Annotated in this window: 32 protein-coding genes; 11 read left to right on the top strand and 21 right to left on the bottom strand. The window is 58.7% G+C overall.

Going from position 1 to position 25,392, the window contains the following annotated elements; genetic code table 11:
* Positions 1-36: 36 nt before the first annotated feature.
* Positions 37-831, top strand: coding sequence for an exodeoxyribonuclease III (gene xth, locus MRY17_RS13865; protein WP_243352318.1), 795 nt, complete (start codon positions 37-39; stop codon positions 829-831).
* On the opposite strand, the gene MRY17_RS13860 is transcribed toward xth, so the two are convergent.
* The 3 genes from MRY17_RS13860 to MRY17_RS13850 all read right to left on the bottom strand — a co-directional run bounded on the left by MRY17_RS13860 (position 828) and on the right by MRY17_RS13850 (position 4,344).
* On the bottom strand, positions 828-1,364 hold the full coding sequence (locus MRY17_RS13860) for an AAA family ATPase (RefSeq protein ID WP_191953729.1): 537 nt from the start codon (positions 1,362-1,364) through the stop codon (positions 828-830). The genes xth and MRY17_RS13860 overlap by 4 nt on opposite strands.
* Positions 1,361-1,924: a nicotinamide riboside transporter PnuC gene (gene pnuC, locus MRY17_RS13855; protein WP_181285013.1), complete on the bottom strand. Its 564-nt coding sequence runs from the start codon at positions 1,922-1,924 to the stop codon at positions 1,361-1,363. Before pnuC ends, MRY17_RS13860 begins: the two co-directional genes overlap by 4 nt.
* Before the next feature lie 785 nt (positions 1,925-2,709).
* Positions 2,710-4,344 (bottom strand): methyl-accepting chemotaxis protein, encoded by a 1,635-nt coding sequence (locus MRY17_RS13850; RefSeq protein ID WP_181283612.1) that lies wholly within the window; start codon positions 4,342-4,344, stop codon positions 2,710-2,712.
* A 228-nt stretch (positions 4,345-4,572) separates the two neighbouring features.
* Here MRY17_RS13850 and MRY17_RS13845 point away from each other — a divergent pair, with 228 nt between their 5' ends.
* Together MRY17_RS13845 and MRY17_RS13840 are read left to right on the top strand one after the other, a co-directional pair.
* The gene (locus MRY17_RS13845) at positions 4,573-5,403 is read left to right on the top strand and encodes an undecaprenyl-diphosphate phosphatase (RefSeq protein WP_057725257.1); all 831 of its coding nucleotides are present in this window, start codon (positions 4,573-4,575) and stop codon (positions 5,401-5,403) included.
* Positions 5,400-5,783, top strand: coding sequence for a DUF1294 domain-containing protein (locus tag MRY17_RS13840; protein ID WP_181283613.1), 384 nt, complete (start codon positions 5,400-5,402; stop codon positions 5,781-5,783). Before MRY17_RS13845 ends, MRY17_RS13840 begins: the two co-directional genes overlap by 4 nt.
* On the opposite strand, the gene MRY17_RS13835 is transcribed toward MRY17_RS13840, so the two are convergent.
* The gene (locus tag MRY17_RS13835) at positions 5,766-6,128 is read right to left on the bottom strand and encodes an MmcQ/YjbR family DNA-binding protein (RefSeq protein WP_191952311.1); all 363 of its coding nucleotides are present in this window, start codon (positions 6,126-6,128) and stop codon (positions 5,766-5,768) included. The genes MRY17_RS13840 and MRY17_RS13835 overlap by 18 nt on opposite strands.
* The gene (locus MRY17_RS13830) at positions 6,125-7,033 is read right to left on the bottom strand and encodes a LysR substrate-binding domain-containing protein (protein ID WP_181283615.1); all 909 of its coding nucleotides are present in this window, start codon (positions 7,031-7,033) and stop codon (positions 6,125-6,127) included. The genes MRY17_RS13835 and MRY17_RS13830 overlap by 4 nt, the downstream gene beginning before the upstream one ends.
* A 125-nt stretch (positions 7,034-7,158) precedes the next feature.
* Between MRY17_RS13830 and MRY17_RS13825 the strand changes: the two genes are divergently transcribed.
* Together MRY17_RS13825 and MRY17_RS13820 are read left to right on the top strand one after the other, a co-directional pair.
* Positions 7,159-7,770 carry an FMN-dependent NADH-azoreductase gene (locus tag MRY17_RS13825; RefSeq protein WP_181283616.1) on the top strand — a complete coding sequence of 204 codons (612 nt, stop codon included), beginning with the start codon at positions 7,159-7,161 and terminating at the stop codon, positions 7,768-7,770.
* Positions 7,771-7,962: 192 nt separating this feature from the next.
* Positions 7,963-9,000, top strand: a complete 1,038-nt coding sequence (locus tag MRY17_RS13820; protein WP_181283617.1) for an alpha/beta hydrolase family protein — start codon at positions 7,963-7,965, stop codon at positions 8,998-9,000.
* On the opposite strand, the gene MRY17_RS13815 is transcribed toward MRY17_RS13820, so the two are convergent.
* The 6 genes from MRY17_RS13815 to MRY17_RS13790 form a co-directional block, all read right to left on the bottom strand.
* Positions 8,994-10,166, bottom strand: coding sequence for an MFS transporter (locus MRY17_RS13815; RefSeq protein ID WP_191956353.1), 1,173 nt, complete (start codon positions 10,164-10,166; stop codon positions 8,994-8,996). The genes MRY17_RS13820 and MRY17_RS13815 overlap by 7 nt on opposite strands.
* Positions 10,167-10,347: 181 nt before the next feature.
* Positions 10,348-11,934, bottom strand: a complete 1,587-nt coding sequence (locus tag MRY17_RS13810; RefSeq protein ID WP_082632055.1) for an ABC-F family ATPase — start codon at positions 11,932-11,934, stop codon at positions 10,348-10,350.
* Positions 11,935-11,954: 20 nt separating this feature from the next.
* Positions 11,955-13,079, bottom strand: a complete 1,125-nt coding sequence (locus MRY17_RS13805) for a tyrosine-type recombinase/integrase (protein WP_243352317.1) — start codon at positions 13,077-13,079, stop codon at positions 11,955-11,957.
* Positions 12,989-13,333, bottom strand: coding sequence for a hypothetical protein (locus MRY17_RS13800; RefSeq protein WP_241150004.1), 345 nt, complete (start codon positions 13,331-13,333; stop codon positions 12,989-12,991). The genes MRY17_RS13805 and MRY17_RS13800 overlap by 91 nt, the downstream gene beginning before the upstream one ends.
* Before the next feature lie 2 nt (positions 13,334-13,335).
* Positions 13,336-13,557, bottom strand: a complete 222-nt coding sequence (locus MRY17_RS13795; RefSeq protein WP_243352316.1) for a hypothetical protein — start codon at positions 13,555-13,557, stop codon at positions 13,336-13,338.
* 45 nt (positions 13,558-13,602) lie between these two features.
* The gene (locus tag MRY17_RS13790; RefSeq protein WP_243352315.1) at positions 13,603-14,139 is read right to left on the bottom strand and encodes a hypothetical protein; all 537 of its coding nucleotides are present in this window, start codon (positions 14,137-14,139) and stop codon (positions 13,603-13,605) included.
* A gap of 107 nt (positions 14,140-14,246) precedes the next feature.
* Between MRY17_RS13790 and MRY17_RS13785 the strand changes: the two genes are divergently transcribed.
* On the top strand, positions 14,247-14,522 hold the full coding sequence (locus MRY17_RS13785; protein WP_243352314.1) for a hypothetical protein: 276 nt from the start codon (positions 14,247-14,249) through the stop codon (positions 14,520-14,522).
* 84 nt (positions 14,523-14,606) lie between these two features.
* Here MRY17_RS13785 and MRY17_RS13780 read toward each other — a convergent pair whose 3' ends face one another.
* Both MRY17_RS13780 and MRY17_RS13775 read right to left on the bottom strand, forming a co-directional pair.
* On the bottom strand, positions 14,607-15,266 hold the full coding sequence (locus tag MRY17_RS13780) for a hypothetical protein (RefSeq protein ID WP_243352313.1): 660 nt from the start codon (positions 15,264-15,266) through the stop codon (positions 14,607-14,609).
* Positions 15,263-15,592, bottom strand: a complete 330-nt coding sequence (locus MRY17_RS13775) for a hypothetical protein (RefSeq protein ID WP_243352312.1) — start codon at positions 15,590-15,592, stop codon at positions 15,263-15,265. Before MRY17_RS13775 ends, MRY17_RS13780 begins: the two co-directional genes overlap by 4 nt.
* Before the next feature lie 295 nt (positions 15,593-15,887).
* On the opposite strand from MRY17_RS13775, the gene MRY17_RS13770 reads away from it, so the two are divergent.
* Both MRY17_RS13770 and MRY17_RS13765 read left to right on the top strand, forming a co-directional pair.
* Positions 15,888-16,232 carry a DUF6864 domain-containing function gene (locus MRY17_RS13770; RefSeq protein WP_243352311.1) on the top strand — a complete coding sequence of 115 codons (345 nt, stop codon included), beginning with the start codon at positions 15,888-15,890 and terminating at the stop codon, positions 16,230-16,232.
* 2 nt (positions 16,233-16,234) lie between these two features.
* On the top strand, positions 16,235-16,600 hold the full coding sequence (locus MRY17_RS13765; RefSeq protein ID WP_243352310.1) for a hypothetical protein: 366 nt from the start codon (positions 16,235-16,237) through the stop codon (positions 16,598-16,600).
* A 320-nt stretch (positions 16,601-16,920) separates the two neighbouring features.
* On the opposite strand, the gene MRY17_RS13760 is transcribed toward MRY17_RS13765, so the two are convergent.
* Positions 16,921-18,966, bottom strand: coding sequence for a DNA cytosine methyltransferase (locus MRY17_RS13760; RefSeq protein ID WP_243352309.1), 2,046 nt, complete (start codon positions 18,964-18,966; stop codon positions 16,921-16,923).
* A gap of 70 nt (positions 18,967-19,036) precedes the next feature.
* On the opposite strand from MRY17_RS13760, the gene MRY17_RS13755 reads away from it, so the two are divergent.
* Together MRY17_RS13755 and MRY17_RS13750 are read left to right on the top strand one after the other, a co-directional pair.
* Complete coding sequence (locus MRY17_RS13755; RefSeq protein WP_243352308.1) at positions 19,037-19,270, top strand: hypothetical protein; 234 nt, start codon at positions 19,037-19,039, stop codon at positions 19,268-19,270.
* A 160-nt stretch (positions 19,271-19,430) separates the two neighbouring features.
* On the top strand, positions 19,431-20,147 hold the full coding sequence (locus tag MRY17_RS13750; RefSeq protein ID WP_243352307.1) for a DUF6602 domain-containing protein: 717 nt from the start codon (positions 19,431-19,433) through the stop codon (positions 20,145-20,147).
* Between the two features lie 99 nt (positions 20,148-20,246).
* On the opposite strand, the gene MRY17_RS13745 is transcribed toward MRY17_RS13750, so the two are convergent.
* A complete protein-coding gene (locus MRY17_RS13745; RefSeq protein ID WP_243352306.1) occupies positions 20,247-21,011 on the bottom strand; it encodes a hypothetical protein in 765 nt (254 codons plus the stop codon).
* Positions 21,012-21,079: 68 nt separating this feature from the next.
* The gene (locus tag MRY17_RS13740) at positions 21,080-21,640 is read right to left on the bottom strand and encodes a hypothetical protein (protein ID WP_243352305.1); all 561 of its coding nucleotides are present in this window, start codon (positions 21,638-21,640) and stop codon (positions 21,080-21,082) included.
* Between the two features lie 110 nt (positions 21,641-21,750).
* On the opposite strand from MRY17_RS13740, the gene MRY17_RS13735 reads away from it, so the two are divergent.
* Positions 21,751-22,590, top strand: a complete 840-nt coding sequence (locus MRY17_RS13735; protein ID WP_243352304.1) for a putative phage abortive infection protein — start codon at positions 21,751-21,753, stop codon at positions 22,588-22,590.
* 15 nt (positions 22,591-22,605) lie between these two features.
* Here MRY17_RS13735 and MRY17_RS13730 read toward each other — a convergent pair whose 3' ends face one another.
* The 5 genes from MRY17_RS13730 to MRY17_RS13710 all read right to left on the bottom strand — a co-directional run bounded on the left by MRY17_RS13730 (position 22,606) and on the right by MRY17_RS13710 (position 25,347).
* The gene (locus MRY17_RS13730; protein WP_243352303.1) at positions 22,606-22,914 is read right to left on the bottom strand and encodes a hypothetical protein; all 309 of its coding nucleotides are present in this window, start codon (positions 22,912-22,914) and stop codon (positions 22,606-22,608) included.
* Between the two features lie 69 nt (positions 22,915-22,983).
* Positions 22,984-23,454, bottom strand: a complete 471-nt coding sequence (locus MRY17_RS13725) for a hypothetical protein (protein WP_243352302.1) — start codon at positions 23,452-23,454, stop codon at positions 22,984-22,986.
* The gene (locus MRY17_RS13720) at positions 23,451-23,693 is read right to left on the bottom strand and encodes a hypothetical protein (protein ID WP_243352301.1); all 243 of its coding nucleotides are present in this window, start codon (positions 23,691-23,693) and stop codon (positions 23,451-23,453) included. The genes MRY17_RS13725 and MRY17_RS13720 overlap by 4 nt, the downstream gene beginning before the upstream one ends.
* Before the next feature lie 2 nt (positions 23,694-23,695).
* Positions 23,696-24,358 (bottom strand): lambda exonuclease family protein, encoded by a 663-nt coding sequence (locus tag MRY17_RS13715; RefSeq protein ID WP_243352300.1) that lies wholly within the window; start codon positions 24,356-24,358, stop codon positions 23,696-23,698.
* The gene (locus MRY17_RS13710) at positions 24,358-25,347 is read right to left on the bottom strand and encodes a RecT family recombinase (RefSeq protein ID WP_243352299.1); all 990 of its coding nucleotides are present in this window, start codon (positions 25,345-25,347) and stop codon (positions 24,358-24,360) included. Before MRY17_RS13710 ends, MRY17_RS13715 begins: the two co-directional genes overlap by 1 nt.
* Between the last annotated feature and the right edge of the window lie 45 nt (positions 25,348-25,392).

The raw sequence follows: 25,392 nt of genomic DNA, 5'->3' as shown, positions 1-25,392 counted from the left end.
GGCTCTACCCCAAGAGCCCCGAGAGGACCCCATCCCATGAAAGCGTTGAAAATCGCCACCTTCAATATCAACGGCATTCGTGCCCGTCTGCCCAACCTCCTGCAGTGGCTGGCGCGCGAGCAGCCGGACGTCGTTTGCCTGCAAGAGCTCAAGGCGCCGGAAAGCCTGTTTCCCTATGCCGATTTCGAAGCGGCTGGCTACGGCGCGATTTGCCTGGGCCAGGCCTCGTGGAACGGGGTGGCGATTCTGGCCAGGGACGCCCAGCCGCTGGAGAGCCGGCGCGGCCTGCCTGGTGACGACAGCGACGATCAAAGCCGCTACATCGAAGCGGCCGTGCATGGCGTGTTGGTCGGCTGCTTGTACCTGCCCAATGGCAACCCGCAACCGGGGCCGAAATTCGATTACAAACTGGCCTGGTTCGAACGCCTGATCGACTACGCCCGGGCGTTGCAGGCCAGTGATCATCCGGTGCTGCTGGCCGGGGATTTCAACGTGGTACCCACCGACCTGGACATCTACAACCCGCGCTCCTGGCTCAAGGATGCGCTGTTGCAACCCGAGAGCCGAGCCTGCTATCAGCGCCTGCTGGAACAGGGCTGGACAGATTCATTACGGCATTTGTACCCCGAAGAACGGGTGTATACGTTCTGGGATTATTTCCGCCAGCACTGGCAGAAGAATTCAGGCCTGCGCATCGACCATCTGTTGCTCAACCCCGCGCTCAAGCCCTATCTGAAGAATGCCGGCGTCGACGCCTGGGTGCGCAACGAGGCGCATGCCAGTGACCATGCGCCCACTTGGATTGAGATCGGCACGCGCAAAAAACGTTAATCGGTCGTAACAGACGCGAGCAGGCGCTCGACGGCAGCAAACGCTGCTTCCCGGCGCGCTTGCCAATCACCCCTGATCACCATCACTGGCTGGTGATGCGCATGCATCCAGTCCAGGCCGGCCTGGAAGAACGCCCGGCGGTCCGCCAGTTGCGGTTGGCAGCGCTGGCCGTCGGCGCTCCATTCCACGTCCTCCGGGGACAGCAGCAGATGCAAGTCGTAATGACGGGCCAGCAGTTCGCTGTCGAGCCAGCCTGGGTAGTCGCCAAACAGCGTCTGGCTCCAGAGCCTGTTGGTCAGCAGGTGAGTATCGAGGATCAGCAGCGCCGGGCGCCTGGCGCGCGCCGCATCCTCCCAGGCCAACTGGCCCCGGGCAATCGCCGGGATATCCGCCAGGCAGGTATCGCGTTGATGTTCGTCGATGAAAGAGCGCACATATTCACCCACCATCAGCCCGCCGAAGTGCGCATGCAGCTCTGCGGCCAGCCAGCTTTTACCACTCGATTCCGGACCTGCCAGTACCACCACCTTCATGGGTGCAACGCCGGGTCGGCGCGCCATTCACGCCAGCCTTGCACGGCAATCACGGTAAACAGCGCATACAGCACGGCGGTGAGGTAGAGGCCTTTGTAGAGGAACAGTCCGACGAAAATCACATCCAGCGCGATCCACAACGGCCAGCACTGCACGCGTTTTTGCGCCATCCACAGCTGCGCCACCAGGCTGAAGCCGGTGAGGGCCGCGTCAAGCCAGGGCTGGGCGGCGTCGGTCCAGTGAGCCATGGCGGCGCCGAGCAACAGGCTACCGACAGCGCCGACGGCCAGGCCGGCCATGACCGCCGGCATGCCCAGACGGGAGACCTGGCGTCCCTGCTTGACCGCGCCGGCGCGGGTCCATTGCCACCAGCCATAGAGTTGCAAGGCGGCGTACACCACTTGCAGCAACATGTCGGAGTAAAGCTTTACGTCGTAGAACACCCAGGTATAGAGCAGCACCATCACCAGGCCGATGGGCCAGCACCAAGGGTTCTGCTTGACCGTCAGCCAGACGGCGATCACCCCCAGTACGGCGGCGAACAATTCAAGCCCGGACATGGCGGTTCCTTGGGGAGTGGGAGAGGGCGGTAATTGTACCCAGAGGTGGACGATCCTCAAAACACAGCAGGTAAATCTGGGAGGGGGCTTGCCCTAATGCCGGTCAGTCAGCGCAGATCCTCTGTGGGAGGGGGCTTGCCCCCGATAGCGGTCGTTCAACCAACATCAGTGTTTGCTGGGCCGACGTCATCGGGGGCAAGCCCCCTCCCACAGGGGATCTTCGCTGCTTTAAGCATTTCGTTCGCTTAACTGACTGGCATTAGGGTAAGCCCCCGATGGTCATAGATGACTACACACCCTATAGCGCCCAAACGTAACCACGATGCGAAGCGGGCCGCTCTTGCTCTTGCTCTTGATCTGGCTTTTGATCGTGATCTTAGGCGCCCCGTTAAACCACGCTGGCCGAACGCAGGCTTGAATCCGTGGGCAACCCGGCAGGACGCCGGGGTAGCCGCACTGGGCCATGGATGGCCCATTGCGGCGGCCCACGGATTCAAGCCGGAGAGAGGGCACACCGAGCCTGAGCGAGGTGCCGAGTGGTGGGGCAAGAGCGTTTTGCTTACTTTTGCGCTTTTCAAAAGTGAGCCGCTGTAAAAGCGGAACCCATAGCAGCCGTGACCGCAGAAACGGATATGTACTCGGTCCAATCCAGCATCCTGGTCGTCCCGGAGGCCGCCATCGGGGGCAAGCCCCCTCCCACATTTTGACCTCGGAGCGTCAGGTAGAAACGCGTCGGCTGTCCAGCCGTCACGGGGGCTTGCCCCGTCCCACAATTTAACCCAGGGCTAGATTCGGAACTGACGCAACAACCCGTCAAGCTGCTCGCTCAAGCCACGCAACTGCGCACTGGCCACGCTCGACTGTTCAGCCGCCAGCGCAGTGCTGTGGGACAGTCCGGCCGCCTGGGTGACGTTCTGGTTGATATCTTCCACCACATGGGCCTGTTGCAGGGTGGCACTGGCAATCGAGGCATTCAGGCCGTTGAGGTTCTGCAGCGCCTGGCCGATGGCACTGAGGCTTGCGCCGGCCAGCCCGGCTTGCTCGATGGTCAGTTGCGAGGCGCTGTGGCTGTCGCTGATCACTTTGACCGCCGCTTCCGAATGCCCTTGCAGGCGCTCGATCATTGCCTGGATCTCAGCCGTGGATTTCTGCGTGCGCTGGGCCAGCAAGCGGACCTCGTCGGCCACTACGGCAAACCCGCGGCCCTGTTCGCCGGCCCGTGCGGCTTCGATGGCGGCGTTAAGGGCGAGCAGGTTGGTCTGGTCGGCAATCGAGCGAATCACCTCCAGCACACCGCCGATCTGGGTGCTCTCGCTGGACAGCGTGCGGATCACCTCAACGGCCTGGCTGATGGTGCCCGAGAGCTGGTCGATCTGCTGCAGACTGCTGTCGATGTTGACCTGGCCTTGCTGCGCCTGGGCCTGGGCATCGCGCATTTCGCTGGCGGCGTGCTCGGCATTCTTGGCCACGTCCTGCACGCCGTAGGTGACTTCATTGATAGCGGTGGCCACCAATTCCATCTGTTGCGACTGTTGCTGGCTGCGGTCGTGGGCCTGGCTGGCGTTATGGCCCAACTCGCTCGACGACTCGCCCAGGGCGTTGGCACACACCTGCAATTGTCCGACCACCTGGCGCAATTTGGCGGTGAAAGTATTGAAATGCTGCGAGAGCTGGGTGACCTCGTCACGCCCGTGGGTGTCGAGGCTGCGGGTCAGGTCGCTTTCGCCGCTGGCGATGTTGGCCATGGCATTCACCGCCGCCTGCAAGGGCTGCACGATACTGCGCGCGATCAGGAGCACCAGCAGGGTCATGACCAATGCAATGGCCAGGCCGATAGCGGAGGCTTTCCACACCTGGCCGGTGAACTCGGCCTGCACGTCATCCACATAGACGCCCGAGCCGATGATCCAGCCCCAGGGTTCGAACAGCTGGATGTACGAGGTTTTCTGCACGGGCGCATCGGCCCCGGGCTTCGGCCAGCGGTAATTGACGATGCCGGCGCCCTTGGCCTTGGCCAGGCTCACGAATTCATTGAACACCGCAAACCCGTCCGGATCGCGGATCGCCGAGAGGTTCTGGCCGTCCAACTTGGGGTTGGCCGCGTGCATGATCATCACGGGGGTGAGGTCGTTGATCCAGAAGTAGTCATCGTGGTCGTAGCGCAGGCCGCGCACCGCGCTCAGGGCTTGTTGCTGCGCCGCTGCGCGGGTGAGTGTCCCGGTCTTTTCCAGGTTCTGGTAGTAGCCGAGCACGCCGCTGGCGGTTTGCACCACGTGCTGGGTCTGCTGGCGCTTGGCCTGGTAAAGGTCGTCATGGATCTGTTTGAGCATCAAGGCGCCCAAGGTCAGCAGCATCAGCACGGCGACTATCAGGATCAGCCAGAGACGCCGGCTGATCGACATATTGCGCAAACTGTTCATCGTCCTGTCACTCCGTGCCTTTTATAATTGTGGGTGTTGCATCGACTTTTACGGCTTGTCTGATAGGCTTTCGGCCCGTAATCGAAAAACCTGAGTACTGCCTGATTTTTCACGGAATTTTTGCAGTCCGGCATTGAGAATCAACGCCGGGCGCGGCAGTGCGCTCGTTGTCAGTGAACTTTAAAAAACACTAAGAGGCATGCCAGGCGCGTGACCTTTGGAGAAAGCATGGATTTTTGGACCGCCATACAGGCATTGATTCTTGGCGTAGTCGAGGGGCTGACGGAGTTTCTGCCGATCTCCAGCACCGGCCACCAGATTATCGTCGCCGACCTGATCAATTTCGGCGGCGAGCGTTTCGAGGCTTTCAACATCATTATCCAGCTGGGCGCGATCCTTGCCGTGGTCTGGGAGTTTCGCCGCAAGATCCTCGACGTGGTCATCGGCTTGCCGACTCAGCGCAATGCCCAGCGGTTCACCGTGAACCTGATCATCGCGGTGTTGCCGGCGGTGGTGCTGGGGGTGATTTTCGCTGACCTGATCAAGCATTACCTGTTCAACCCGATCACCGTGGCCACGGCCCTGGTGGTGGGCGGTGTGATCATGTTGTGGGCGGAACGTCGCCAACATGCCGTTCATGCCGAAAGCGTCGACGAGATCACCTGGAAGGACGCGCTCAAGGTCGGCATGGCCCAGTGCCTGGCCATGATCCCGGGCACTTCACGCTCCGGCGCGACGATCATCGGCGGCCTGTTGTTCGGCCTGTCACGCAAGACCGCCACCGAGTTTTCGTTCTTCCTGGCCATGCCGACCATGGTCGGTGCCGCGCTGTACTCGGGCTACAAATACCGCGACCTGTTCCAGCCGGCGGACCTGCCGGTGTTCGCCATTGGCTTTGTCACCTCGTTCATCTTTGCGATGATCGCGGTCAAGGGCCTGCTCAAATTCATCGCCAACCACAGCTACGCGGCCTTTGCCTGGTACCGCATCGCGTTCGGCCTGGTGATCCTGGCAACCTGGCAATTCGGCTGGATCGACTGGACGGCCGTCAAGCCGTGAACATTCAACACCCACGCTTGAAGGCGTTGCTCTTCGTGCTGCTGTGCGCCGCGCCGCTGCTGGGTTCGGCGCTGCTGTGGCATCGTGGCGAGACGGTCATGCCGCTGGCAGCCTACGGGGTGGTCAGCGTGATGGCGTTCTTTCTGTACTGGAGCGACAAGCGCAAGGCGCAGACAGAGGGCCGGCGCGTCCCGGAGAACATCCTGCACGCTGTCGAACTGGCGGGCGGTTGGCCGGGGGCACTGATCGCGCAGCAGGTGTTCCGGCACAAGACGCGCAAGGTGTCCTACCAGGTGCTGTTCTGGGTGATCGTACTGCTGCACCAGGTGTTCTGGCTGGACCAACTGTTTCTCGGCGGCACGCTACTCTCGATCCTCTAGCATTAACCCGACCTGCATGCGCTTGGGCAGCTTGCTTACCACCAACTGGTGCGAGCGCTGCAACAAGCCACGCAGTTCCTCGGGCCCGAGCGGGTAGGGCGTGTTCATGATGATCCACTGCGCGCGTGCCAGGTAGGGCGCCGGGTGGATGCCCGGGCGGTCGACGTGGCCGAGGAACAGCGCCTTGTCGACCTTGAATGCCAATGAATCGCCGCGCAGGTTCTGCAACGCGAACATCTTGTTGCCGGCAATCGAGAACACCCGCACACCGCCCCATTTGTAGTCCTCGCGCGCGCCAGGCAGGCTCAGGCAAAACGCTGCGACCTGTGCTTCGCTCATGCTCATAACAGACGATCTCCGCAGCCCTTGAAGCCCTCTTCCATATAGTCGATCCAGGCGCGGATCGCCGGCAGCACGCCGCGCCGGTGCGGATACACGGCCTGCAGCCAGCCACCGGGTAACGACCATTGCGGTAACAGCTGCACCAGCCGGCCGTTGGCCAGTTCCTCTTCGCAATACATCATCGGCAGCACCGTGAAGCCCACGCCCATGAGGGCGCTGGTCTTGCGCACGATAAAGTCTTCGATGCCCAGGCGAGCCTCCATGACCAGCTCATGGGCGTTGCCCTGGGGGTCGATGATGCGCTGGTGCACCATGCGGTCCGCCTCGAGTGCGCCCATGATCGGCAATTGCCTGAGGTCTTCCAGGGTCTCTACCCGGCGGTCGCGCAGGAGCGCCGGGCTGGCCACCAGCACGGTGTGCGCCTCGCGCAGGCGCTTGGTGACCAGCAGCGGGTCTTCGTCACCCAGTTCGCGTACGCGCAACGCCACGTCGATGCCTTCGGCCACCAGGTCGACGCGACGGTTCACCAGGGTCATGTCCAACTGCACCAGCGGGTGCGCGGCGAGAAACCCGGCCACCAGTTCCGGCAGGATCTGCTGGGCCAGCCCGACCGGGCACGTGACCCGCAGGCGCCCACGGGGTTCGGTGGACATGCTCGCCACGGCCTCATCGGCCATCTCCGCTTCCAGCAGCATTGCCTGGCAGTGGCGCAGGTAGCGTTCGCCGACGGAGGTCAGGGTCAGTTGCCGCGTGGTGCGTTGCAGCAGACGTGCGCCCAGGCGCTCTTCCAGCTCGGCAATGCGCCGCGACAGTCGCGACTTGGGAATGCCCAACAGCCGCCCGGCGGCGGCGAAACCGCCGGCTTCGACGACTTTGGCGAAATAGTAGAGGTCGTTAAGGTCTTGCATGCTCAGCCTATTGTCCTGTCAGTGGGACAATCTATCGCATTGCAAGTGGCTTATCGACCATTGGATGGGTGCGTAGCATCACCACCATCTGATCGCTTCTGTCGATCCCACCTCGGAGATCCACCATGAAACTCTTGCATATCGATTCCAGCATTCTCGGCGACAACTCCGCTTCCCGTCAGCTCAGCGCTGGCGTGGTCAAGGCGTGGCAGGCCGCCGAGCCGGGCGTGGAAGTGACTTACCGTGACCTGGCCAGCGAAGGGATCAATCATTTCTCCGGCGCGACCCTGGGTGCATTGGGCACCGCCGCCGAACTGCGCGATGCCGCGCAAAAGCACGAGGCCGAACTGAGTGCATCGTCGCTGGCTGAGTTCCTCGCCGCCGATGCCGTCGTGATAGGTGCGCCGATGTACAACTTCACCATCCCGACCCAGCTCAAGGCCTGGATCGACCGTATCGCCGTCGCCGGCCAGACGTTCCGCTACACCGAAGCCGGCCCTGAAGGCCTGTGCGGCAACAAAAAAGTCATCATCGTCTCCACCGCTGGCGGCCTGCATGCCGGCCAGGCATCCGGTGCCGCCCATGAAGGCTACTTGAAGCTGCTGTTCGGCTTCCTCGGCATCACTGATATCGAAATCGTGCGCGCCGAAGGCCTGGCCTATGGCGACGAAGTTCGCAGCAAAGCGCTGAGCGATGCCAACGTGCTGATCAGCGAGCAATTGTTCGCCGCCGCGTAAGGCTTGTGTAAATGTTCGCCTCGCCCGGTTTCAATCTGAAGCCGGGCGCCTAAACTCTGTATTCTGATCGCCTGAGCGCGAGCGGTGTACGGAGTTTTTTCAGTTATGGCCCAGGTTATGCAAATGTAGGCTCAATACCCGGGAATTTTTAGACGGCCTGCCGGTTCTCATGCAGCAAAGGTGGACATCCCGATGATGCGTCTCTGTGCTGTTTTGGTTCTTTCCCTGTGCGGCGGCCTGCTTTCAGTGCACGCCGCGCCAGCGCCGCACCCGCATTGGAGCGTGGGCTTTCATCGCATGAGCATTCTCGACCCGCTGGATTCGCAGCCGATGAAGGCCATTGCGTTTTACCCTTCCACCGACGCCGAACACACCACGGCGTTGGGTGCCTACCATGTGGCGGCCGGCGAAGACGCCAAGGTGGCCATCGGGCGTTTCCCGATGCTGATGTTGTCCCACGGCAATACCGGTACACCGCTGGCCCTGCATGACCTGGCCACCTCGCTGGCGCGCAAGGGCTTTGTGGTGGTGGCGGTGCTGCACCCCGGTGACAACTACAAGGACCACAGCCGCCTCGGCACCGTGAGCAACTTGTATGGTCGGCCAATCCAGATTTCCCAGGCCATCACCGCGGCCTTGAACGACCCGATGCTGTCGCCCTTCGTCGACATCGACCAGGTGGGCGTGATCGGCTATTCGGCCGGCGGCGAAACCGCGCTGATCCTGGCCGGTGCCAAACCGGATTTCGAGCGCCTGCGCCGCTATTGCCAGCAGCGCCCGGAGGACCGTGACGCCTGCACCACCAAAGGCGAACTGGTGGTCGACCGTGACGACTTGCAGCCCCAGGCCGATCCGCGCATCCATGCGCTGATGCTGATGGCGCCGCTGAGCCTGATGTTCGGTCGCCATACCCTGGCCGACGTGCATGTGCCGGTGCTGCTCTACAGCGGCGATGGCGACCAATTGGTGGCCGTGGACAAGAACGCCGCCGCCCTGGCGCGCAAACTGCCGGAGCCGCCGGACTTTAAACTGTTGGCCGGGGCAGGGCACTTCGTGTTCATGGCGCCGTGCGACAGCGACCAGTTGGCGACGATGCCGGCCATCTGCACCGATGCCGATGGCGTCGACCGTGAGGGTATCCACCGCGACCTGGTCTCCGAGGCGGGGCGCTTTTTCAGTCACACCCTTGGCGAGGCCACTCGCGCCGGGCTACAGACGGCTGATCAGTAAGCGCGACGCTTGAGCAGCACGGTCAGTGCCAGCGCCGTCACCGACAGCAGCGCCGCGCAGAAGAAGATCCAGCCGTAGCCGAGGTTCAGTGCCACGGCGCCCATCAACGGCCCGGCAATCGCCAGGGCCAGGTCGAAAAATACCGCATACGCACTCAGCCCGGCGCCCCGGCTGCTGTCCGGCACACGCTTGATGGCTTCCACACCAAGCGCCGGATAGACCAGTGACAGACCGACGCCGGTCAGCCCGGCGCCCATCAATGCCACGCCGGTCGACGGCGCCAGCCACAGCAACGTGAGGCCCAGGGTTTCGATGAGCATGCAGGCAATGGCGGCGCTAAAACCGCCGACGCGGCTGATGGCGGAAATAAACACCAGACGCGACAGAATAAAACACGCCCCGAATACCGTCAGGCAATACGCCGCGCCGGTCCAGCCGCGATTCAGGTAATACAGGGTGATAAAAGTGGTCAGCGTGCCGTAGCCAATCGAAGCCAGACACAGGCTGGCGCCAAACGGGGCGATACGGCCAAACACCGCCCAGAATGGCAAGCGCTCGCCGCGCACCACCGGTACCGAAGGTTTATTGCGGATCAGCACCAGGCCCAGCGCGGCCAACCCCGCCAGCGCCAGGCCCAGGCTGGCGAAGCCATAATCGGCCACCATCACCACCCCCAGCGGCGCGCCGATGGCGATGGCGCCATAGGAGGCGATGCCATTCCAGGAGATCGAACGGGCCGTGTGCTCGGTGCCGATCGCGCCCATGCACCAGCTGATAGTGCCTACGCCAATCAGGCCCTGGGCCACGCCCAGCAACAGCCGACCGACGATCAGGATAGCCAGGCTCAGCGCCGGGATGTGCTCAAGCAGTACGGCGATAAACGTCAGCACGCCACTGATCAGAATACCGGCCAGGCCCAGCACGATCGCACGCTTGGTGCCGACATTGTCCGACATGCGCCCGGCCATCGGCCGACTGAGCAGGGTCGCCAGGTACTGCGAGCCAATAGTGACGCCGGCAACGACTGCGCTGTAGCCCAGATGTTCGTGCACATAGCCTGGAATCACCGCAATCGGCAGGCCGATGCAGATGAACGCGATAAAGGTGTAGAAGACGATGGAGACGATCTGCAGGGTGATCGACAGGGAAGAGGGGGCGGCGGGCATGTGGGCTCATTCGCTGGCGGGCGGTGCGGCCATGATGGCATAACCCGGTAGCAAATGTGGGAGGGGGCTTGCCCCCGATAGCGGAGTGTCAGCCAATACACCTGTCGACTGAGACAATGCCATCGGGGGCAAGCCCCCTCCCACATTTGAACCTGTTTGGTCCGGCAGCTACGCGCTGTTCTTAGAACACCACACCCTGGCTGCGCAGGTAGTCGTCATAGGTGCCGCTGAAGTCGATCACGCCGCTGGCGCTCAATTCGATGATGCGGGTGGCCAGGGACGATACGAACTCACGGTCGTGGCTGACGAAGATCAGCGTGCCCGGGTAGTTCTCCAACGCCAGGTTCAACGCTTCGATGGACTCCATGTCCAAGTGGTTGGTCGGTTCGTCCATGATCAGCACGTTCGGCTTTTGCAGAATCAGCTTGCCGAACAGCATGCGGCCCTGTTCACCACCAGAGATCACCTTTACCGACTTCTGGATTTCGTCGTTGGAGAACAACATGCGGCCCAGGGTGCCACGGATCATCTGCTCACCCTGGGTCCACTGGCCCATCCAGTCGAACAGGGTGACGTCGTCTTCGAAGTCATGGGCATGGTCCTGGGCGTAGTAGCCCAGTTCCGCGGCGTCGGTCCACTTGATGCTGCCGGCGTCCGGGGTCAGTTCGTTGACCAGGGTGCGCAGCAGGGTGGTCTTGCCGATACCGTTCGGGCCGATGATCGCCACGCGCTCGCCGGCTTCAACCTGGAAGCTGAAGTCCTTGAACAACGGCTTGCCGTCAAAACCCTTGGCCATCTTCTCGACCATGACCGCCTGACGGTGCAGCTTTTTGTTCTGTTCGAAACGGATGAACGGGCTCACACGGCTCGATGGCTTGACCTCGGCCAGTTGGATCTTGTCGATCGCCTTGGCACGGGATGTGGCCTGCTTGGCTTTCGAGGCGTTGGCCGAGAAGCGGCTGACGAAGGATTGCAGTTCGGAGATCTGCGCCTTCTTTTTGGCGTTGTCCGACAGCAGTTGCTCGCGGGACTGGGTCGCCACAGTCATGTATTCGTCGTAGTTGCCCGGGAACAGGCGCAGCTCGCCGTAGTCCAGGTCAGCCATGTGAGTGCACACGCTGTTCAGGAAGTGACGGTCGTGAGAGATGATGATCATCAGGCTGGAGCGCTGGGTCAGGATGTTTTCCAGCCAGCGGATGGTGTTGATGTCCAGGTGGTTGGTCGGTTCGTCGAGCAACAGCACTTCAGGATCGGAGAACAGCGCCTGGGCCAGCAGTACACGCAGTTTCCAGCCGGGCGACACTTCGCTCATCGGGCCGAAATGCTGTTCCAGCGGAATACCCAGGCCCAGCAGCAGCTCACCGGCGCGGGATTCGGCGGTGTAGCCGTCCATCTCGGCGAACTCTGTTTCCAGCTCGGCCACGGCCATGCCGTCTTCTTCGCTCATTTCCGGCAGCGAGTAGATGCGGTCACGCTCGGCCTTGACCCTCCACAGCTCTTCGTGGCCCATGATCACGGTGTCGAGCACGGTGAATTGTTCGTAGGCGAACTGATCCTGGCGCAGCTTGCCCAGGCGCACGTTCGGCTCCAGCATGACCTGGCCGCCGGACGGCTCGAGGTCGCCGCCAAGGATTTTCATGAAGGTCGACTTGCCGCAACCGTTGGCACCGATCAGACCATAGCGGTTGCCGGCGCCGAACTTGACCGAAACGTTCTCGAAGAGCGGCTTGGCGCCGAACTGCATGGTGATGTTAGCTGTGGAGATCAATTACTTTACCTATCAATAGCTTAGGGTGCGCTTATTTGAGCTGGGACCAATTTGGGACCAATCTGGAGCTTTTCCATTTCGCTCCAGTCCGAGCTTGAGTTGATCCAACGCGCATAAGTCGAGAGCAGCATCTGCACACTATGGCCGAGCTGCTGGGAAATGAAGGCGGGGTTCATGCCAGACATAATGCATATTGTCGCATAGGTGTGACGACAGTTGTATGGCGGCCGACGACGGATATTCAGCGCTTTTAGCGTCGGAACCCACTGTTTGTGTAAGTCAGAAGTCTGTTTCACGTACTCCGCGTTCTTCGAGGGCGGAAAAATGAAAGGCGTTTCCAGCACCTTGCCTTTCCCTTTTTTCCGACGTTCTGCGTACTCCCTGGCAAATTGCAGAGCGTGCATGGCGCGGTCATTCAACAAAACGAAGCGATCTCCTCCAGTTTTCGTGCGTTCCACCACTTCCCCCAAGGCGATCCCGCGACACACGTGGGCCGTCCTTTTCTCTTCGTCTACCGCATCCCAGCGCATAGCCAGGGCTTCGGACAGACGCATTCCTGTAAAAAACACAAACTCAAAAAACGCCGCATAGATCGCGCTGGGCCAGTGATCGTGCTGATACATCTTCGCGATGATTTGGTTTGCTTCTTCAAGCGTGAAGGGATCAATTTCCTTTTTGCTGCGCTTGGGCAGCTCAAGGATCGCCGCTGGGTTCTTCGGGATCAGTTCTTCAGATACGGCTGAATTCAGGATGGTAGACAGCTTCGATATGGCATTGCGCTTAACGCCCGGCGACTTCCACTCGCTGGCGGCCATTACCCGGCGTAGCAGGGTGGTAGTTATCAGGTCGATCCGCACCAGAGCCAGCCCCGGCATCCAGTACCTGTTCAGTGCTCCCTTGTAGTTCGCCTTCGTGCCGACCACCACCTCACGGCTGTCCAGCCAGAGCTGCGCGTATTCGCCGAAGTTGATCTTCCCGCCGGCGAGGTTGCTAGAACTTGGGAAAAGCTCGGCATATTTGTCGTCGTCGAGCAGCCCCAGCTTTATCAAGCCTCTTACTTGATCAACAACCTGTGCGGCAGACTTGATTCCTTTCTGTGTCGGGGGATAGGGGAGCGTTTCACTCCGCCGGCTGCCGTTCCACATAAACCGGATGCGGATCGATCCGTGGTGGAGGTCCATTCCTGCGGGCAAACCCATTGGCTTTCGAGCCATTCGTAGTATCTCCTGATGCTGTAGATGATCCTGCCGCAATGAGTGTTCCAGACACCTTCAGGTATCTGCTTTCTGGCACGCTTGGAGCGCAGGGCGGCGAGTGTGGTGCCCAGGATCTCGGCCATCTGCGCCTCGGGCACCTTGTCGCCAGTGATCCCGTCGTTTAGCTGTTCTGCTGCTGCCATACCTACCTCCCGCCGCCCACAGTGGGCCGCGCTGTCTTGATGATGTGAATTGCCAGGCCGAAGGTGATCAGCAGCCAGGCGCAGGTGCCGGCGAATGCGTAGGTCAGTGCCTCGGTGTCGCCGGTGTCCAGCAGGTAAGGCCCTGCCCAGAAGAACCAGCCGAGTGTTCCTACCAGGTACAGCAAAGCGCCCAGCAGAATCAGGGTGAGTTTCATAGCGAACATGGGGTGTCCTTGCCGCGCTGGGCGGCAGAAGGTGGGTTAGGTGGGTTAGGTGGTGGCTTTCTTGATTGCGGCACGCGCGTCGAACATGGCGTAGTACAGGCGGTGGAAGATCGCGCAGCTCGGATCTTCGTGATCGTCGCCGCCGTGCTCAAAGATTCCGTCGATGGTGCCGCTGTAGTTGCTGGCGATCTGCTCGCATTCGCCCGCCACCTGGGTGAGCGCTGTCAGTGCTTTCAGCAGTTGCTCGCTACTGGCGCGTTCCTCCCGGCCGATATCCCAGAAGCGCTGGCCCCAGTGCCCGGTCGGTGGCGGGCTCGAGTTTTGTGCGCCCGTGGCCAGGGCACCGACAACGCAGTCCAGCAGGTCACGCTTGTAGGCGTTGTCGCCGTCGATGCTGGCGCCTTTGCGACGAAGGTCATCCAGAGCCGCGTTGAAGTCGTCCTGCGTGGGCTTGTTCAGGCTCTTGTATGGCTCATAATTCTTGAGTAGTGGCGCGTCAGTCAGCTGGTGATGCCTGACCAGGTGCTTTCGAAGCTGGGCGATTTCAGCCTTCAGTTTGGTGACTTCTTCTGATTCGGGCATGCAGGAATACCTCGCCCGCCGCTTACCGGCAGGCATGTAGGGGGATTGGGATTTGGTCTATGTTGAATTACTATCTTCGGCCAAGAACTGATGGACGGATCCAGCCTATGAACTTGAATGAATCGCTAAGAAGCGCCGCCCACAGTGGTGCTTTGTTAACTCAACGCTCCATAGCTTTTGCGCGCTCTGAAATGAACGCTTTTCTGGGTTGTGCTCTAGGCTGCTATCTTGGCTTCATCGTACTATTTCTCCTGAAAGCTGATCCGGAGACGACGACCTTCGGTGAGTTCCTCAATGTGATTCACTCTTCTTCGAAAATTGCCGCTTCCTTCATAGCAGCGGCGCTCTCGGTTGCTCTAAGATCGATGTTTACAAAAAAATGATGGGTGGCTTGGCGGTGGATGGACTTCGCAGCCATGGCCCAGGCCCCTTGTAGATGAAGTCGTAGGCGAACAAGAGTGTGGCGATCATGGCGTCACTCGCTTGAACTCGACAACCCATACCCACGGGTTGGCGTTCCAGTCGCCGCCAGTGGACTCCCACAACTCCCGCCATGCCGCCGGGTACCAGTCGCGGTAATTCGGTGATACGTCATCGCTTGCGAGTTCCGGCGGACACAGCAGGCCTTCCGCCCTGATATCGGCGCGGCTGATGTCCTGCAACCGCTCGACGCGCACGTCGGTGATCTCCAGCAGCATGCGGCACGCGGCGCGAGGCATGTGAATGCTGGGTTTGTACTTCAGGCCGAAGTCTTTCCTCGCATCGTCACTGTGTGACCCAGGTCGGCAGTCAGCAGCGTAGGCGTATCGCTGTAGTGGGCCGTTCGGGTCTGGGCGATGCTCGACACCGGTGCCGCGCAGATCGATGAATGTCTCCCGCACCCATAGGCGGTCGCCGGGTTTGCCATAAGGGCACGCAATCGGGTATTCCATGCCTTCATGGTCAGAAGAGAAGTCGCCAAACGCGTTGTATGGCCACCAACCTTTGCCGTAATCAATCAGCGTGATGCCGTCGGCATGAGCCTTGGACGCTTTCACCGGGCGCCGTGTTACCGTTTTCCGGCCTTCCAGGATGGCGCGCACCATCGGCGCCGAGAACAGGATTGGGCGTTCTTTGATCTGGCTCACGGCGTAACCTCCCTGCGCGCCCACCAGCAAACCGGGCCGTCGTCGGTGTCGTGAATGGCCAGGCAGAACCAGCCTTCGCCATCAGGCCGATCCGGCTCCCAGTAGCTGCAGTCCGGGTCGCCGGCTTCGAAATAGCGCTCAGATACCGCTTCGTCGCTGTGGTATTCGAGGCTCACCATCTTCAACTGCAAGCGCTGTGTGGCTACCCAGGCCTTGCACTTATCACCGTCTCCCTCGTCGAAGTCGGGCATATCGGGATGAGCAAACATCCCGTACTCATCGCGCACGACCGGGGCTGGCTGGATCAGCTTAATTTTTTCAGGCATGACGATTCCTTGGCCGCCGTAATGCGGCAGCGAATAGAGGGGAGAGGGGTTACATTGGAAAGAGCAAAAAATGTACTTATTCCTGGAGTTGATGTTCGTGGAATGTACGTCTTTGTTGATACTGGGAGAGCTCGAGGGGCTTGGAGTGATGAAGTGGAGCTCGTTGTTAATGAGCTTTTTTTCAGCAATTCAGGCGAGACATAGGTAAGATAGGAATGCTATAAAACATGCCGACACAAAGTAGGTTGGCAAGCAACCTTAAACTTCATATATCGATATAGGGTTTTTCAAGCAGATGGCAGACTTGAAAGTTAAAAGTTTGGTGGATGGGCGATATGTAGTTAAGACGGAAGTCGTACATCTAAAAGAAGCTCTTGGATTTGAAATTGATCTCCAGGGCTATAAGGTACACGTAGCCTTTAAGTTTGATGAGGGTGGTTCTAGATATACCGGGAATGCTGATAATGGGTATTATATTGAATGTTATAATCACACGAGCCCATCTGGGGATTCAATTTTCACGCCATTTTCAGTTGCAAAACTTAATGGAAAAAATATCTGGATGACATATTTGTGTACCACGCTTAATCCTGAAAAAAATATAAGGCGCTTCGAATATAGTATATGGATGGAGCCATAATCATGGTTCAGCGTGAAAGTCCATCAGCGCCTGTTGATTCTTCAGTGGTTAGCGGTGCAGAGGGCGATTCAATTGCAGCGGACTCAGCTGTAAAAATCGCTCCGCCAAGTGAGAAAACCTCAGTCGGAGAGTCGGTCGTTAGTAAAATCTCCAAGGAGATCGGCACCGGAGAAGCTGCCAAAGACTCTTTTGTTTATCTAACCATAAGGTGGAGTTTTCTTGTAGGTACTTTAACCAGCCTTGCTATATTTGCAAGCAGCTTTTGCGATACGTCTGCTGATCTTGTTGATATGGTTAAGGCCGTTTGGAGTGTGTTTATGCCAATCATTACCCTTGCACTTGGATATGCATTTGGCAAGGGGCGATGAGTTGTGCCAGTTTTTCCTTAGTCGGTCCAATCCATCAGGTTGGCTTAACTTCTTGGCGAATATTCAGCGGGAAAGTCTCTTTCTTGGCGATCTAGTTCGCATGCGAATGTTACTTGCTTGGTCAGGATGGCCCCTAGCTTTTCCTGCGCATGGTGTTGTCGATCTTGATGTCCGTCAGCTTCTCGCGCCACTGGCGCGTGAAGCCAACGGACAGTTCGATCACTATGCGCCACGCTGACCATCTCGATGTTGCTGGATCGGTGTTCTGTGAGCATGGGAGCGTCCTTGCCTGGCCATGCCTGGGCGGTGGAGTGGGGAAGTTATGCGGCGTGCGCTTGGCGTTCTTCGGCGCGCCACGGGTCGTTGGCCCATGCCAGCGCAGCCATCGGCGGCGGGCTGACGCTGTTGCCGCACATGTGCACCTGCTGGGTCTTGGTGAATGGCTTGCCGTCGGCGCCGTGGCTGATGATGTAGTCGGATGGGAAGCCCTGGGCCTTGTAGAGTTCGGACGGCTTCAGCATCCGCAGGCAGATGTCGACGATCACGTAAGGCGTGCCTTTAACCATCACGGTGACCATAGCCAGGCGATCCTTGGTAGTGATCGTCGGCGCCGGCGAGTCGCAGGCGCTGATGTTCTCTGTGCCGTAGTAGCTGATCAGGAAGGCGGCAACGCGTAGGGCGCCTGCTTCATGCTCCGGCGACAGGGTGAGCGATACCAGCGAGCTCTTGCCACCGCCGCCGGCCGTGATCGTCGGCGCCGGATCATCCAGGCCCTGGCCCACGCTCCCGCCGAATGCCCGCTCCATGAATGCGCTGGCCAACCCGTGGTGCTGACCACCGGCGCTGATGGTGTGCAGAGGATCATTTACGTCCCGGGCATCGCAGTTGCCGCGCAAGTGCACCAAGTTCGCCGCCACCAGCTGTTGCTGGCTGCCGGTGTTGGCCACCGTGGTCATCGGGTCTTCGATGCTCTTGGCGTCGGTGGTGTTGAAGCCGCCATTCATCTGGGCCATGAACACCGTGGAGATGCCCATGGCGTGAGCGGCCCCGGCCGGGCGCTGATAGTTGCCGCCGCTGGTGATGGTCGGCAGTGGCTCATCCAGCGCCTTGCCCGCGTCGTTGAATCGAAACTTAACCAGGTGTGCCGCTGCGATCGCGCGGTGGTTCTGGGTCATCAGCGTGCCCACCGGCTGGTCAATGCCCACCGGTTTGCCAGAATACTCGGGGCCACCGGCCCCAACCATCAACGGGCTGACCAGTGTCAGCTCGCCGCGGTTCGCGCAGGTCACAGTCGGCACCGGTTCGAGCGGGTCGTTGATGCGGTCGCTGCCTTGGTGTGTAGCCGGTGCGATGATCGGGCTGACAACGCTGAAGGCGCCGCCCTTGGGGTAGGAGGTGACGGTGCGCAGCGGCTCGTCAGCAGACTGCACTGTTTCCCCCGACCAGTTTGCGATCGGCACAATGAATGGCGCCGCGCTATCGATGACGAATTTCTTCATGCCCTTGGCAACGCGGCGCAGGGTGGCCGGCGCCAGGTCCTTCTTGCGACCGAAGATGCTTTTGCCCAGATCACTGAAGTCGATGCAGTCAGCGGCTGTTTTCCACTTCTGCTGGCCCTTGGCGGGGTTCTTGGCGTGGGTTGGCTCAGGCCACACAATCGGCTGGCCGTCGCACCGGGAGATCATGAATAGGCGTTCACGGCTGGTCGGCGCGCCGAAGTCGCAGGCCTTGATCACCTTCCATTCAACGATATAGCCCATGCCTTGCAGCAAGGCGACGAAGCGGCGCCAGGTTCGGCCGCGCTGCTTGGGGTCGGGAATCAGGAATTGCTGGCTCACCGGCACAACCTCACCAGGTGCGGCAACGTCGCCGCCGAGTTTCACCACACGGCCGGTTGCCTTGTCACGCTTGGCGATCAGTCGGCCCCATTGCAGGATCTGCTTCACGTTCTCCAGGCTGATCACCCGGGGCCGCTTCATACCTGCCCACTTGAGGCCGATCCACGATAGGTTGCGGATCTCTCGCTTGCGCGGTTGGCCGCCGGCCGCCTGGCTGTGATGCGTGCAGTCCGGCGACATATGGAACCAGCCCACTGCCTTCCCTCCGCATTCGGTATCCGGATCACCCTCGAACACGTCGGTGGTGAAGTGCTTTGCGCCTGGGTGGTTTACGGTATGCATGCTGATCGCTCGCGGGCTGTGGTTCTTCGCCACGCTCACCGTGCGGCCCAGGCCCATTTCCAAGCCGGTACCTGCACCGCCGCCGCCACAGAAGAAGTCGACAACGATTTCATCATCTTGTGGGTTGAAGCCGAGTCCGTATTGGGTTTTGAAATCGAAGGTGCATTTCTTATGTTGTGCGGACATAGGGGATCCTTGCCGGGCCATGCCCGGGGTGTGGTGCTACGATGGCCACTCCCTCTAGATGGGCTGGACCATGACAAAGCACGATATTTACGATGAGATCGAAGGCTTTCAGGTTTGGAACTACATGGAGCGCGACAAGGACGAGGAGGGCCGGGAGACCTGGCGTATCAACGTCGAGGTAAAGCGTGGTGGTGAGGTGGTGGTGCTGGTTGTTGCGAGTTACCGAACCTATGTTGACCGTGGCCTGGCGCAGGTTGCTGGGCGTGAGCTTGGAGCAAGGCTAATTGCTGAGCGAGTCATCTAGATAACGATTTGAGATTTTGTTGGCGCACGCGTAACGCACCATGAGGCGACAGTCGACATTAGGTAGCAGTGGAGCGAATTTAAGCTTTGCTAGTAACTTACAAAAGTTTGAATTGTGATATTGAGTGACTTGTTAACTTATCTCGGTAGAGGAGCTTCATGTGTTTGAAGAAATATTCAGAGCGAGAGTTGCAGAGCTAAGAGCGATGTTTTCTGCTACGAGAGGGGTGCTTCATAAAGGCGAAAAGGGCGCCTTGAGAGAATCGTTTGTGATTAATTTGTTGCAGCAGTTTTTGCCTTTTCATTTTGGTGTTGGCTCTGGCGTTGTTGTGGATAAAAATGGCTCCGAGAGCGTGCAAGTTGATATTGTTATATATGATAAGCGAACCATGCCTCCAATTTTGGAGACGGCAGGTCGAGGGGTATATCTCATAGACTCTGTATTAAGAGTTATTGAGGTTAAAAGCGTTGTAGATGGTAGGGCTTTGGACCAGTTTTCTAGGATGATCGAATGCTTCGATCCAAAAAATCCGCAAGGCCTGAAAATGGCCGGTAAAGGAAAGCTTGAAGGTGGACAAAGCTACTATCCAGTCTGCGCTCTTTTCGGGTTTGAATCTAAAGTATCGAGTCTGGGGGATTTTTGTTATCGGAATCCTATAATTAAGAACTCATCAGGTTTGGTTTATTTGGACTCTGGTGGCCTGTGGACGCATAAAATGTTTGATACGACAAATATTGAGCTGGACTACGACGGACGATACATTGAATTTGATGACGATATTTACGGTTTGAGGATGTTTGTCGGATTACTGTTTGATCAGTTAGAGGAGTCAGCAAGGTCGAGGAGTGACTATAAACCTCTTGACTGGCTTTTATAGAGGAAATTCTTAGCCTCTTAAGGGGGCATCGACCTTGTTTGCTCGGCGGACATATTTAAATGAATGCCCGGGATGGTTGCTCATCTGATGGTGTCTTGCTCATCCGCCGCAATAGCCAGAGTCGCACTCGGCTTGGAACATTTCCATCTGATCGCGCGGCCTGGGCGCGGCGGCCCACGTCACAACCGCGCGGATGCCAACGGCACCTTTCCTGCGAGCTGTGCGAAACATCACTCGAGGCTTTCCTTTCTTGGTGAGGCCCAGGTCTCTCTCGGTCATGTCTATCAATTTTATCCGGTCCTCGGAAAGCAACCTGATGTCGTCGATATTCGCGTTGATGCACGGGTAGCACTCAAGCGACCGGTGAGGTAGCACCTCGAAACCTGCACGATGGAGTAGGGCGTCACGCATCGCATTGTCGTGCCGCACTAGGGGCTGCCATAGTTCCCGGCCGGCATGTCGCTCTGATTCCATGATGTGTTCCTCTGCGTCCGAACGGTGCCTACTCTCGCAGCGCCTCACGCCGGTCATTGCCGTGGCCTCTTTGTCTGGATCGTTGGAATTGAGCCAACCCAATGCTGGGATCACTTTTAACTCTGCGGTGCAGAATTGGCCTTGTCCGCCGGCGCCTGGCCATCCACGTTTCCGCTTGACTAGTTCAAGCATCCCCTCCGACTTCGTGCGGGCCGTGGCGAACCCGTAGCCATGAGCCAGCGCTTCACCCCTGGCTACACGTTCGTTCCACCAGCTTGCGGACCAGCCAGTGTCGGAGTAGAGGCAGGTCACATCCTTCAGCCCGCGCTCATGCGCCCACTGGATCAGGGCGATGGAGTCATTTCCGTAACTGCAGAACAAGACATGCATAAGGCATCCTCGCCGGCTGGCGTGATTCATTGATATGGGGTATTGAAGTGACCGGTAGGCCGGACGGTTTACGCGGTCGGACGCTGTCCCAGCACTCGCTGGCGTGCGGCTTCAAATTCGCTACCCAGAATTTCGGCGGCGCCCTCGATGTTCTCGTTTCCATCCTCAAGACGTAGGCCGAGGTTCAGGTACACGACCCCGTCCAACTCGAAGAACACGCCGCCGCACATCCACAGCGCGCCGGGGTTCAGGCCGATCGCCTCCCATGCCTCGTCCATGTCGATACTGGCGGGGCAATGCTCCTTCCACAGTGCCGAAAGGCGCTCATGCTCGACGACCTGGACGGCGCGCGCTTCCTTTGGTGTTCCTTTCGCCGGCTTGGCGCTTGAACGCAGGGCGCGGTAGTCGTACTGGTCGGGGCGGCACCAGTGCACGTCTAGTTCGCGGCTATCACTGATCTTCACGCCGCCGACGTAGCTTCGATTACCTGACCGCATCGGCGAGGCCGCCCCCCCGAACACCTGGCCAAGTTTGGCGCGCTGGGCGTCCCACTCTTTGCGCTTGGTTTCCCAGGCGATGACCGCCGCAACCACGGCAGGGTCGGTGGTCTTGTACATGTAGTTGCTCATGGACTATCTCCAGTCAGGCGCCGCCCTCCGGTGGCCGGTGGTGGCAATTTGGTTTGGGTTGGGGTATTACGGGCACTCGACAAAAAGCCTACTAGAGGGATAACGCGATTATGAGCGATAAAAAACCATCACTAAAACCTTTCGTTTTAGCGTTGTTGGCTGTGTTTTTTGTCATTGGCGTGTACGCGGCTTATTACGCTTTTTTATATTATGGCTATGGAGCAGAGGTTGATCCTGCTGGAAATTTAGTGGGGGTTCGGTCTGGCACTTTTGGTGATGCATTCGGTGCGCTTAATGCTCTGTTTTCTGGTTTGGCGTTTTCCGGCTTCATGATTACTTTGTTGCTACAAAGAAAAGATCTTTCTGATAGTCAGGCTGAGATATCTCGTCAACAAGTGGAGGCTCAATTTTATAATATGTTGAAGCTCCAGCAGTCTGTTGTTGCGGGGTTTGATTTGCAAAAAACAAAATTTCAGCCCATTTCAAATACGAGCATTCAAGTGGTTACTCAGGGGCGCGACTGCTTCAAATCTTGGTTCGACGTCATGGTAAACGAGAGCAAGAGGCCCATATATGTAAATGGACAAGAGAGCTTGGAAGGGGCGTATCGCGAGCTTTGGGCGAAGCATAGAGGTGACTTGAGTATCTATTTCAGAAGTTTATATAGCTTATTCAAATTTGTATCTAAGAGCGAGCACGTTGATAAGAAATGGTTGTCCAGCGTTGCTAGGTCGTTTATCTCCGATTACGAGCTAGTTATCTTGTTCTATAACTGCCTTATGCCGTACGGCGAGAAATTCCAGATGTATGCTAATGAGTTTGCAGTGTTTGATAATTTAGATGTCAGCCTTCTTTTTGATGTGACTGATGTCACTAAAATGAAACCGGAAGCATTTGGGGAGAATCCGGAAGCTCTTAAAATTTTCCAGACTTCAGGTTTAGCGGTCTAGCCTTGGACTGATTACTTAGTCTCCTGGATCGCGCCTCAGCTCAGCCAGGCTCTTATTCCGAAACGCTCGCACCACGTTTTCGCTAATAACGATTTCGTGGCGCGGATAACGCAAGAAGTCGATCAGCTCGTTGTCGCCCATCAAGTCCATCTTCATGATGGCGATCTGCAGAACTTCGCTGATGATCGGCGTCTTGCCTCTGGCGCAGAGCCGCTCCATGGCTTGCTCGATACCCGGTCTGACCTTGTGCCGCAATTCCTTCTCGGCGACCGCCAGCCGCTTCTGCGCTGCTTTGGCTGATCGTTCTTGTACTGATTTGGCCATGCCCTACCTCTTCTATTCCGCTGGTCGGCAGTGCGAGCCAGGTTTGACGTTTGCGTTGCTGGGTGCGGGCTATGCGGCGCATGAATCGACCTTCACCTGGTGCCAGGCGCCGACCGCTTCGAAGATCCGCGCGGCGTGCGCCTCGTCCAGCGATATCGCTTCAGGTATGGCGATCCAGCCCGAGGCCACCATCTGGCCCTGATTGGCTTCGTCGCGGAGCTTCTTGTAGCAATGCTCGATGACGTCTTCCAAGTGGTCGGAGAGGTAGTTGCCATCCGGCGCGACTTCCACCGACTTGCTGTAGCGATCGCCTCGGGCATCGATACACAAGGCGCTGAGGTAGATCGTCCACCTGTGGGGGATACTGCATACGGCCTGGCCAATCTTCCCCGGCGCGATGTTCTTCAGCGACTTGTAATTGATCATGCCCTGGCGGCCGCTGGGGTCGATGTTGACCACTGCTACGTGGTTGGATGCCACCAGCGAGCGGCACGACCGGGCGATTCGTGCCTGCAGGTTATGTGGCTTGCGCTTGCTCATAACGCCTCCGCAAGTTTGCGGAGTGCGTTACGCTCAGCCCTTGAGATCGGCGGCTTGCGGCGCTTGAGGATGGTTTCGGGATCGATCTTGGTGGAGCGCTTCGGCGGTTGCGGGTTGATCTCCGGGCTTTCGCCTTGGTAGATCGTCCCGCCGGCGGCCAGGAACTGCGCGGTGCGCTCCGATATAGAGTCGGCGTACTGACGTTGCTGTTCGACCAGATTGAGGTTGTTGCTGATCATGATCAGGCTCCTAAACGATGGGCTTGTGCCCTAGCTTTGTCTGCTACTTCGTCAACCATGCGATTCAGTTCCAAGTTGAACTGGACCAGCTCTTTGTGAAGGTTTGCGATGTAGTCTTCGTCGCGGTAAATCGTCTCGATGTAGAGCTGGCACTCTTCATCCTGGCGAGAATCGAATGACAGGAAGTCCCACCACTTACGGCCCGTCACGAACATGCAGCCTTGGACTTGCGGCATGTGTTCCTCGGGCATGCCTTCAAGCCAAGTCCTGACGTGTATCGCTTCGTTGAAAGGGCACTTCGATTCGGTGCCACCGTCGTCGTTGATTAGGCCGTCAGGTGAGCAGCCCAACCAGTCGTACTTGGGGTGAACGATGAACTCCGAGGGTAGGACGATGTTGCCGGTTAGCATCTCGTAGGCGTCCTGGGCTTTTTGCTCCTCGGTGTGCCCCCACTTCATGGACGCGCTACTGACGTTGTGCTTTGACTTCTTTGCCAGCCGCTCAAAGCACAGCTCACGCATATACGAGGTGCGGGCACCCATGGGTTCGCGCTTGCCACCTTTGTCAGGTTTACCCCAGGCCATCACATCTTTGAAGCGGCTGGCTGTCACACGGCCAGATCGGTCCGCGTGCCACTTCTCTGTGCCCTGAAGCTCAGTTCTCACTACGCCGCCTCCTCTGTGTGGGACTGGTCGCCGTTGGTGCTGGTCATGTCCATGAAGTCAGCATCGACGGTCGCCGCCATGCTCTTGAGTGCTTCATGGCATTCCAGGCCGATTGCTGCGCGCTGCTTCGGCTTGAGGCCTGCCCAGGCTGCTGCGTAGGCGTCGATGTCCTGGCGCTTCGCAACGGACAGCAGATCCGCGAATACTCCGTCGATTTCTGGCGAGGGGGATTTCGGGCCAAATGACACACCGGCAGCTGCTGTGGCGTTCGCGGTCTGTTTGGCAGGAGTGATGTCGATCTCGCCGCCATACGAATCTTCAAATTCGTCGGGAGTGTAAACGCCAAGAATCACGTCAGGGCAGAAGAGGCGCGCCCATTTCTTGGTAACCAGATACGCGATTTGCTGTTTTGGGTCTTCCGCCCAAAGCGTCGAGTTGCGGGTGCGGACTTGAGTCAGTAGAAGTTCCAAGGTGCGCGGCTCGTCTTCTCCACGGAACGTAGCCCAAACCTTGATGCCCAGCCCTTTTTCGTCGTCAAAGCTCCAGGCTGGAACGCGGTATTTTTTAAATTCACCAGTGTCCTCGTCTTTCTTGGATTTACTGGTGACCTCACGCATTTTCCCGATGACGTTTTCCCAGGCACCGAACCATTCAAAGTTCAGCCTTCCTTTGACTGGCGCCTTGGCGGTAATCACAGCGTTTACCAGCTGCGCCTCGTAGCTCAATGCGCCGCCATTGACGATGAATGTCTTCTGCGCCACGGCGAAGGGGTTCATCTGCCACTGCATCGCTTGAAGCACCACCGCCATGCAGTCGGCCTGGTTACCCTTTAGATGTTTTGGAACGGTGGTTACGCCCTTCGACATCATCAGCGCGAGGTCGCTCATTGAACGCATTGTGCCTGGGTCAAGAATGAGCGCAGCGGCGTTGTGCGAAGGATCGTGATAGGCCGCGAGGCCTGTTTGTGCTTGAGTGTCTGTATCGGTCATAGCGCTCTCCGTGACCAGCACGAGGTGTGTTGGCCCTTAGATGGA

The organism is Pseudomonas orientalis, from assembly GCF_022807995.1.
Taxonomy (GTDB): Bacteria; Pseudomonadota; Gammaproteobacteria; order Pseudomonadales; family Pseudomonadaceae; genus Aquipseudomonas; species Aquipseudomonas orientalis_B.
This window is presented reverse-complemented; position numbering and strand designations above follow the sequence as displayed.

Excerpts from the sequence above, each read along its gene's own strand:
- xth (WP_243352318.1), top strand. The coding sequence starts at position 37 with ATGAAAGCGTTGAAAATCGCCACCTTCAATATCAACGGCATTCGTGCC.
- MRY17_RS13860 (WP_191953729.1), bottom strand. The coding sequence starts at position 1,364 with ATGAAGGTGGTGGTACTGGCAGGTCCGGAATCGAGTGGTAAAAGCTGG.
- pnuC (WP_181285013.1), bottom strand. The coding sequence starts at position 1,924 with ATGTCCGGGCTTGAATTGTTCGCCGCCGTACTGGGGGTGATCGCCGTC.
- MRY17_RS13850 (WP_181283612.1), bottom strand. The coding sequence starts at position 4,344 with ATGAACAGTTTGCGCAATATGTCGATCAGCCGGCGTCTCTGGCTGATC.
- MRY17_RS13845 (WP_057725257.1), top strand. The coding sequence starts at position 4,573 with ATGGATTTTTGGACCGCCATACAGGCATTGATTCTTGGCGTAGTCGAG.
- MRY17_RS13835 (WP_191952311.1), bottom strand. The coding sequence starts at position 6,128 with ATGAGCATGAGCGAAGCACAGGTCGCAGCGTTTTGCCTGAGCCTGCCT.
- MRY17_RS13830 (WP_181283615.1), bottom strand. The coding sequence starts at position 7,033 with ATGCAAGACCTTAACGACCTCTACTATTTCGCCAAAGTCGTCGAAGCC.
- MRY17_RS13825 (WP_181283616.1), top strand. The coding sequence starts at position 7,159 with ATGAAACTCTTGCATATCGATTCCAGCATTCTCGGCGACAACTCCGCT.
- MRY17_RS13820 (WP_181283617.1), top strand. The coding sequence starts at position 7,963 with ATGATGCGTCTCTGTGCTGTTTTGGTTCTTTCCCTGTGCGGCGGCCTG.
- MRY17_RS13815 (WP_191956353.1), bottom strand. The coding sequence starts at position 10,166 with ATGCCCGCCGCCCCCTCTTCCCTGTCGATCACCCTGCAGATCGTCTCC.
- MRY17_RS13805 (WP_243352317.1), bottom strand. The coding sequence starts at position 13,079 with ATGTGGAACGGCAGCCGGCGGAGTGAAACGCTCCCCTATCCCCCGACA.
- MRY17_RS13800 (WP_241150004.1), bottom strand. The coding sequence starts at position 13,333 with ATGGCAGCAGCAGAACAGCTAAACGACGGGATCACTGGCGACAAGGTG.
- MRY17_RS13795 (WP_243352316.1), bottom strand. The coding sequence starts at position 13,557 with ATGTTCGCTATGAAACTCACCCTGATTCTGCTGGGCGCTTTGCTGTAC.
- MRY17_RS13790 (WP_243352315.1), bottom strand. The coding sequence starts at position 14,139 with ATGCCCGAATCAGAAGAAGTCACCAAACTGAAGGCTGAAATCGCCCAG.
- MRY17_RS13785 (WP_243352314.1), top strand. The coding sequence starts at position 14,247 with ATGAACTTGAATGAATCGCTAAGAAGCGCCGCCCACAGTGGTGCTTTG.
- MRY17_RS13775 (WP_243352312.1), bottom strand. The coding sequence starts at position 15,592 with ATGCCTGAAAAAATTAAGCTGATCCAGCCAGCCCCGGTCGTGCGCGAT.
- MRY17_RS13770 (WP_243352311.1), top strand. The coding sequence starts at position 15,888 with ATGGCAGACTTGAAAGTTAAAAGTTTGGTGGATGGGCGATATGTAGTT.
- MRY17_RS13765 (WP_243352310.1), top strand. The coding sequence starts at position 16,235 with ATGGTTCAGCGTGAAAGTCCATCAGCGCCTGTTGATTCTTCAGTGGTT.
- MRY17_RS13760 (WP_243352309.1), bottom strand. The coding sequence starts at position 18,966 with ATGTCCGCACAACATAAGAAATGCACCTTCGATTTCAAAACCCAATAC.
- MRY17_RS13755 (WP_243352308.1), top strand. The coding sequence starts at position 19,037 with ATGACAAAGCACGATATTTACGATGAGATCGAAGGCTTTCAGGTTTGG.
- MRY17_RS13745 (WP_243352306.1), bottom strand. The coding sequence starts at position 21,011 with ATGCATGTCTTGTTCTGCAGTTACGGAAATGACTCCATCGCCCTGATC.
- MRY17_RS13740 (WP_243352305.1), bottom strand. The coding sequence starts at position 21,640 with ATGAGCAACTACATGTACAAGACCACCGACCCTGCCGTGGTTGCGGCG.
- MRY17_RS13735 (WP_243352304.1), top strand. The coding sequence starts at position 21,751 with ATGAGCGATAAAAAACCATCACTAAAACCTTTCGTTTTAGCGTTGTTG.
- MRY17_RS13730 (WP_243352303.1), bottom strand. The coding sequence starts at position 22,914 with ATGGCCAAATCAGTACAAGAACGATCAGCCAAAGCAGCGCAGAAGCGG.
- MRY17_RS13725 (WP_243352302.1), bottom strand. The coding sequence starts at position 23,454 with ATGAGCAAGCGCAAGCCACATAACCTGCAGGCACGAATCGCCCGGTCG.
- MRY17_RS13720 (WP_243352301.1), bottom strand. The coding sequence starts at position 23,693 with ATGATCAGCAACAACCTCAATCTGGTCGAACAGCAACGTCAGTACGCC.
- MRY17_RS13710 (WP_243352299.1), bottom strand. The coding sequence starts at position 25,347 with ATGACCGATACAGACACTCAAGCACAAACAGGCCTCGCGGCCTATCAC.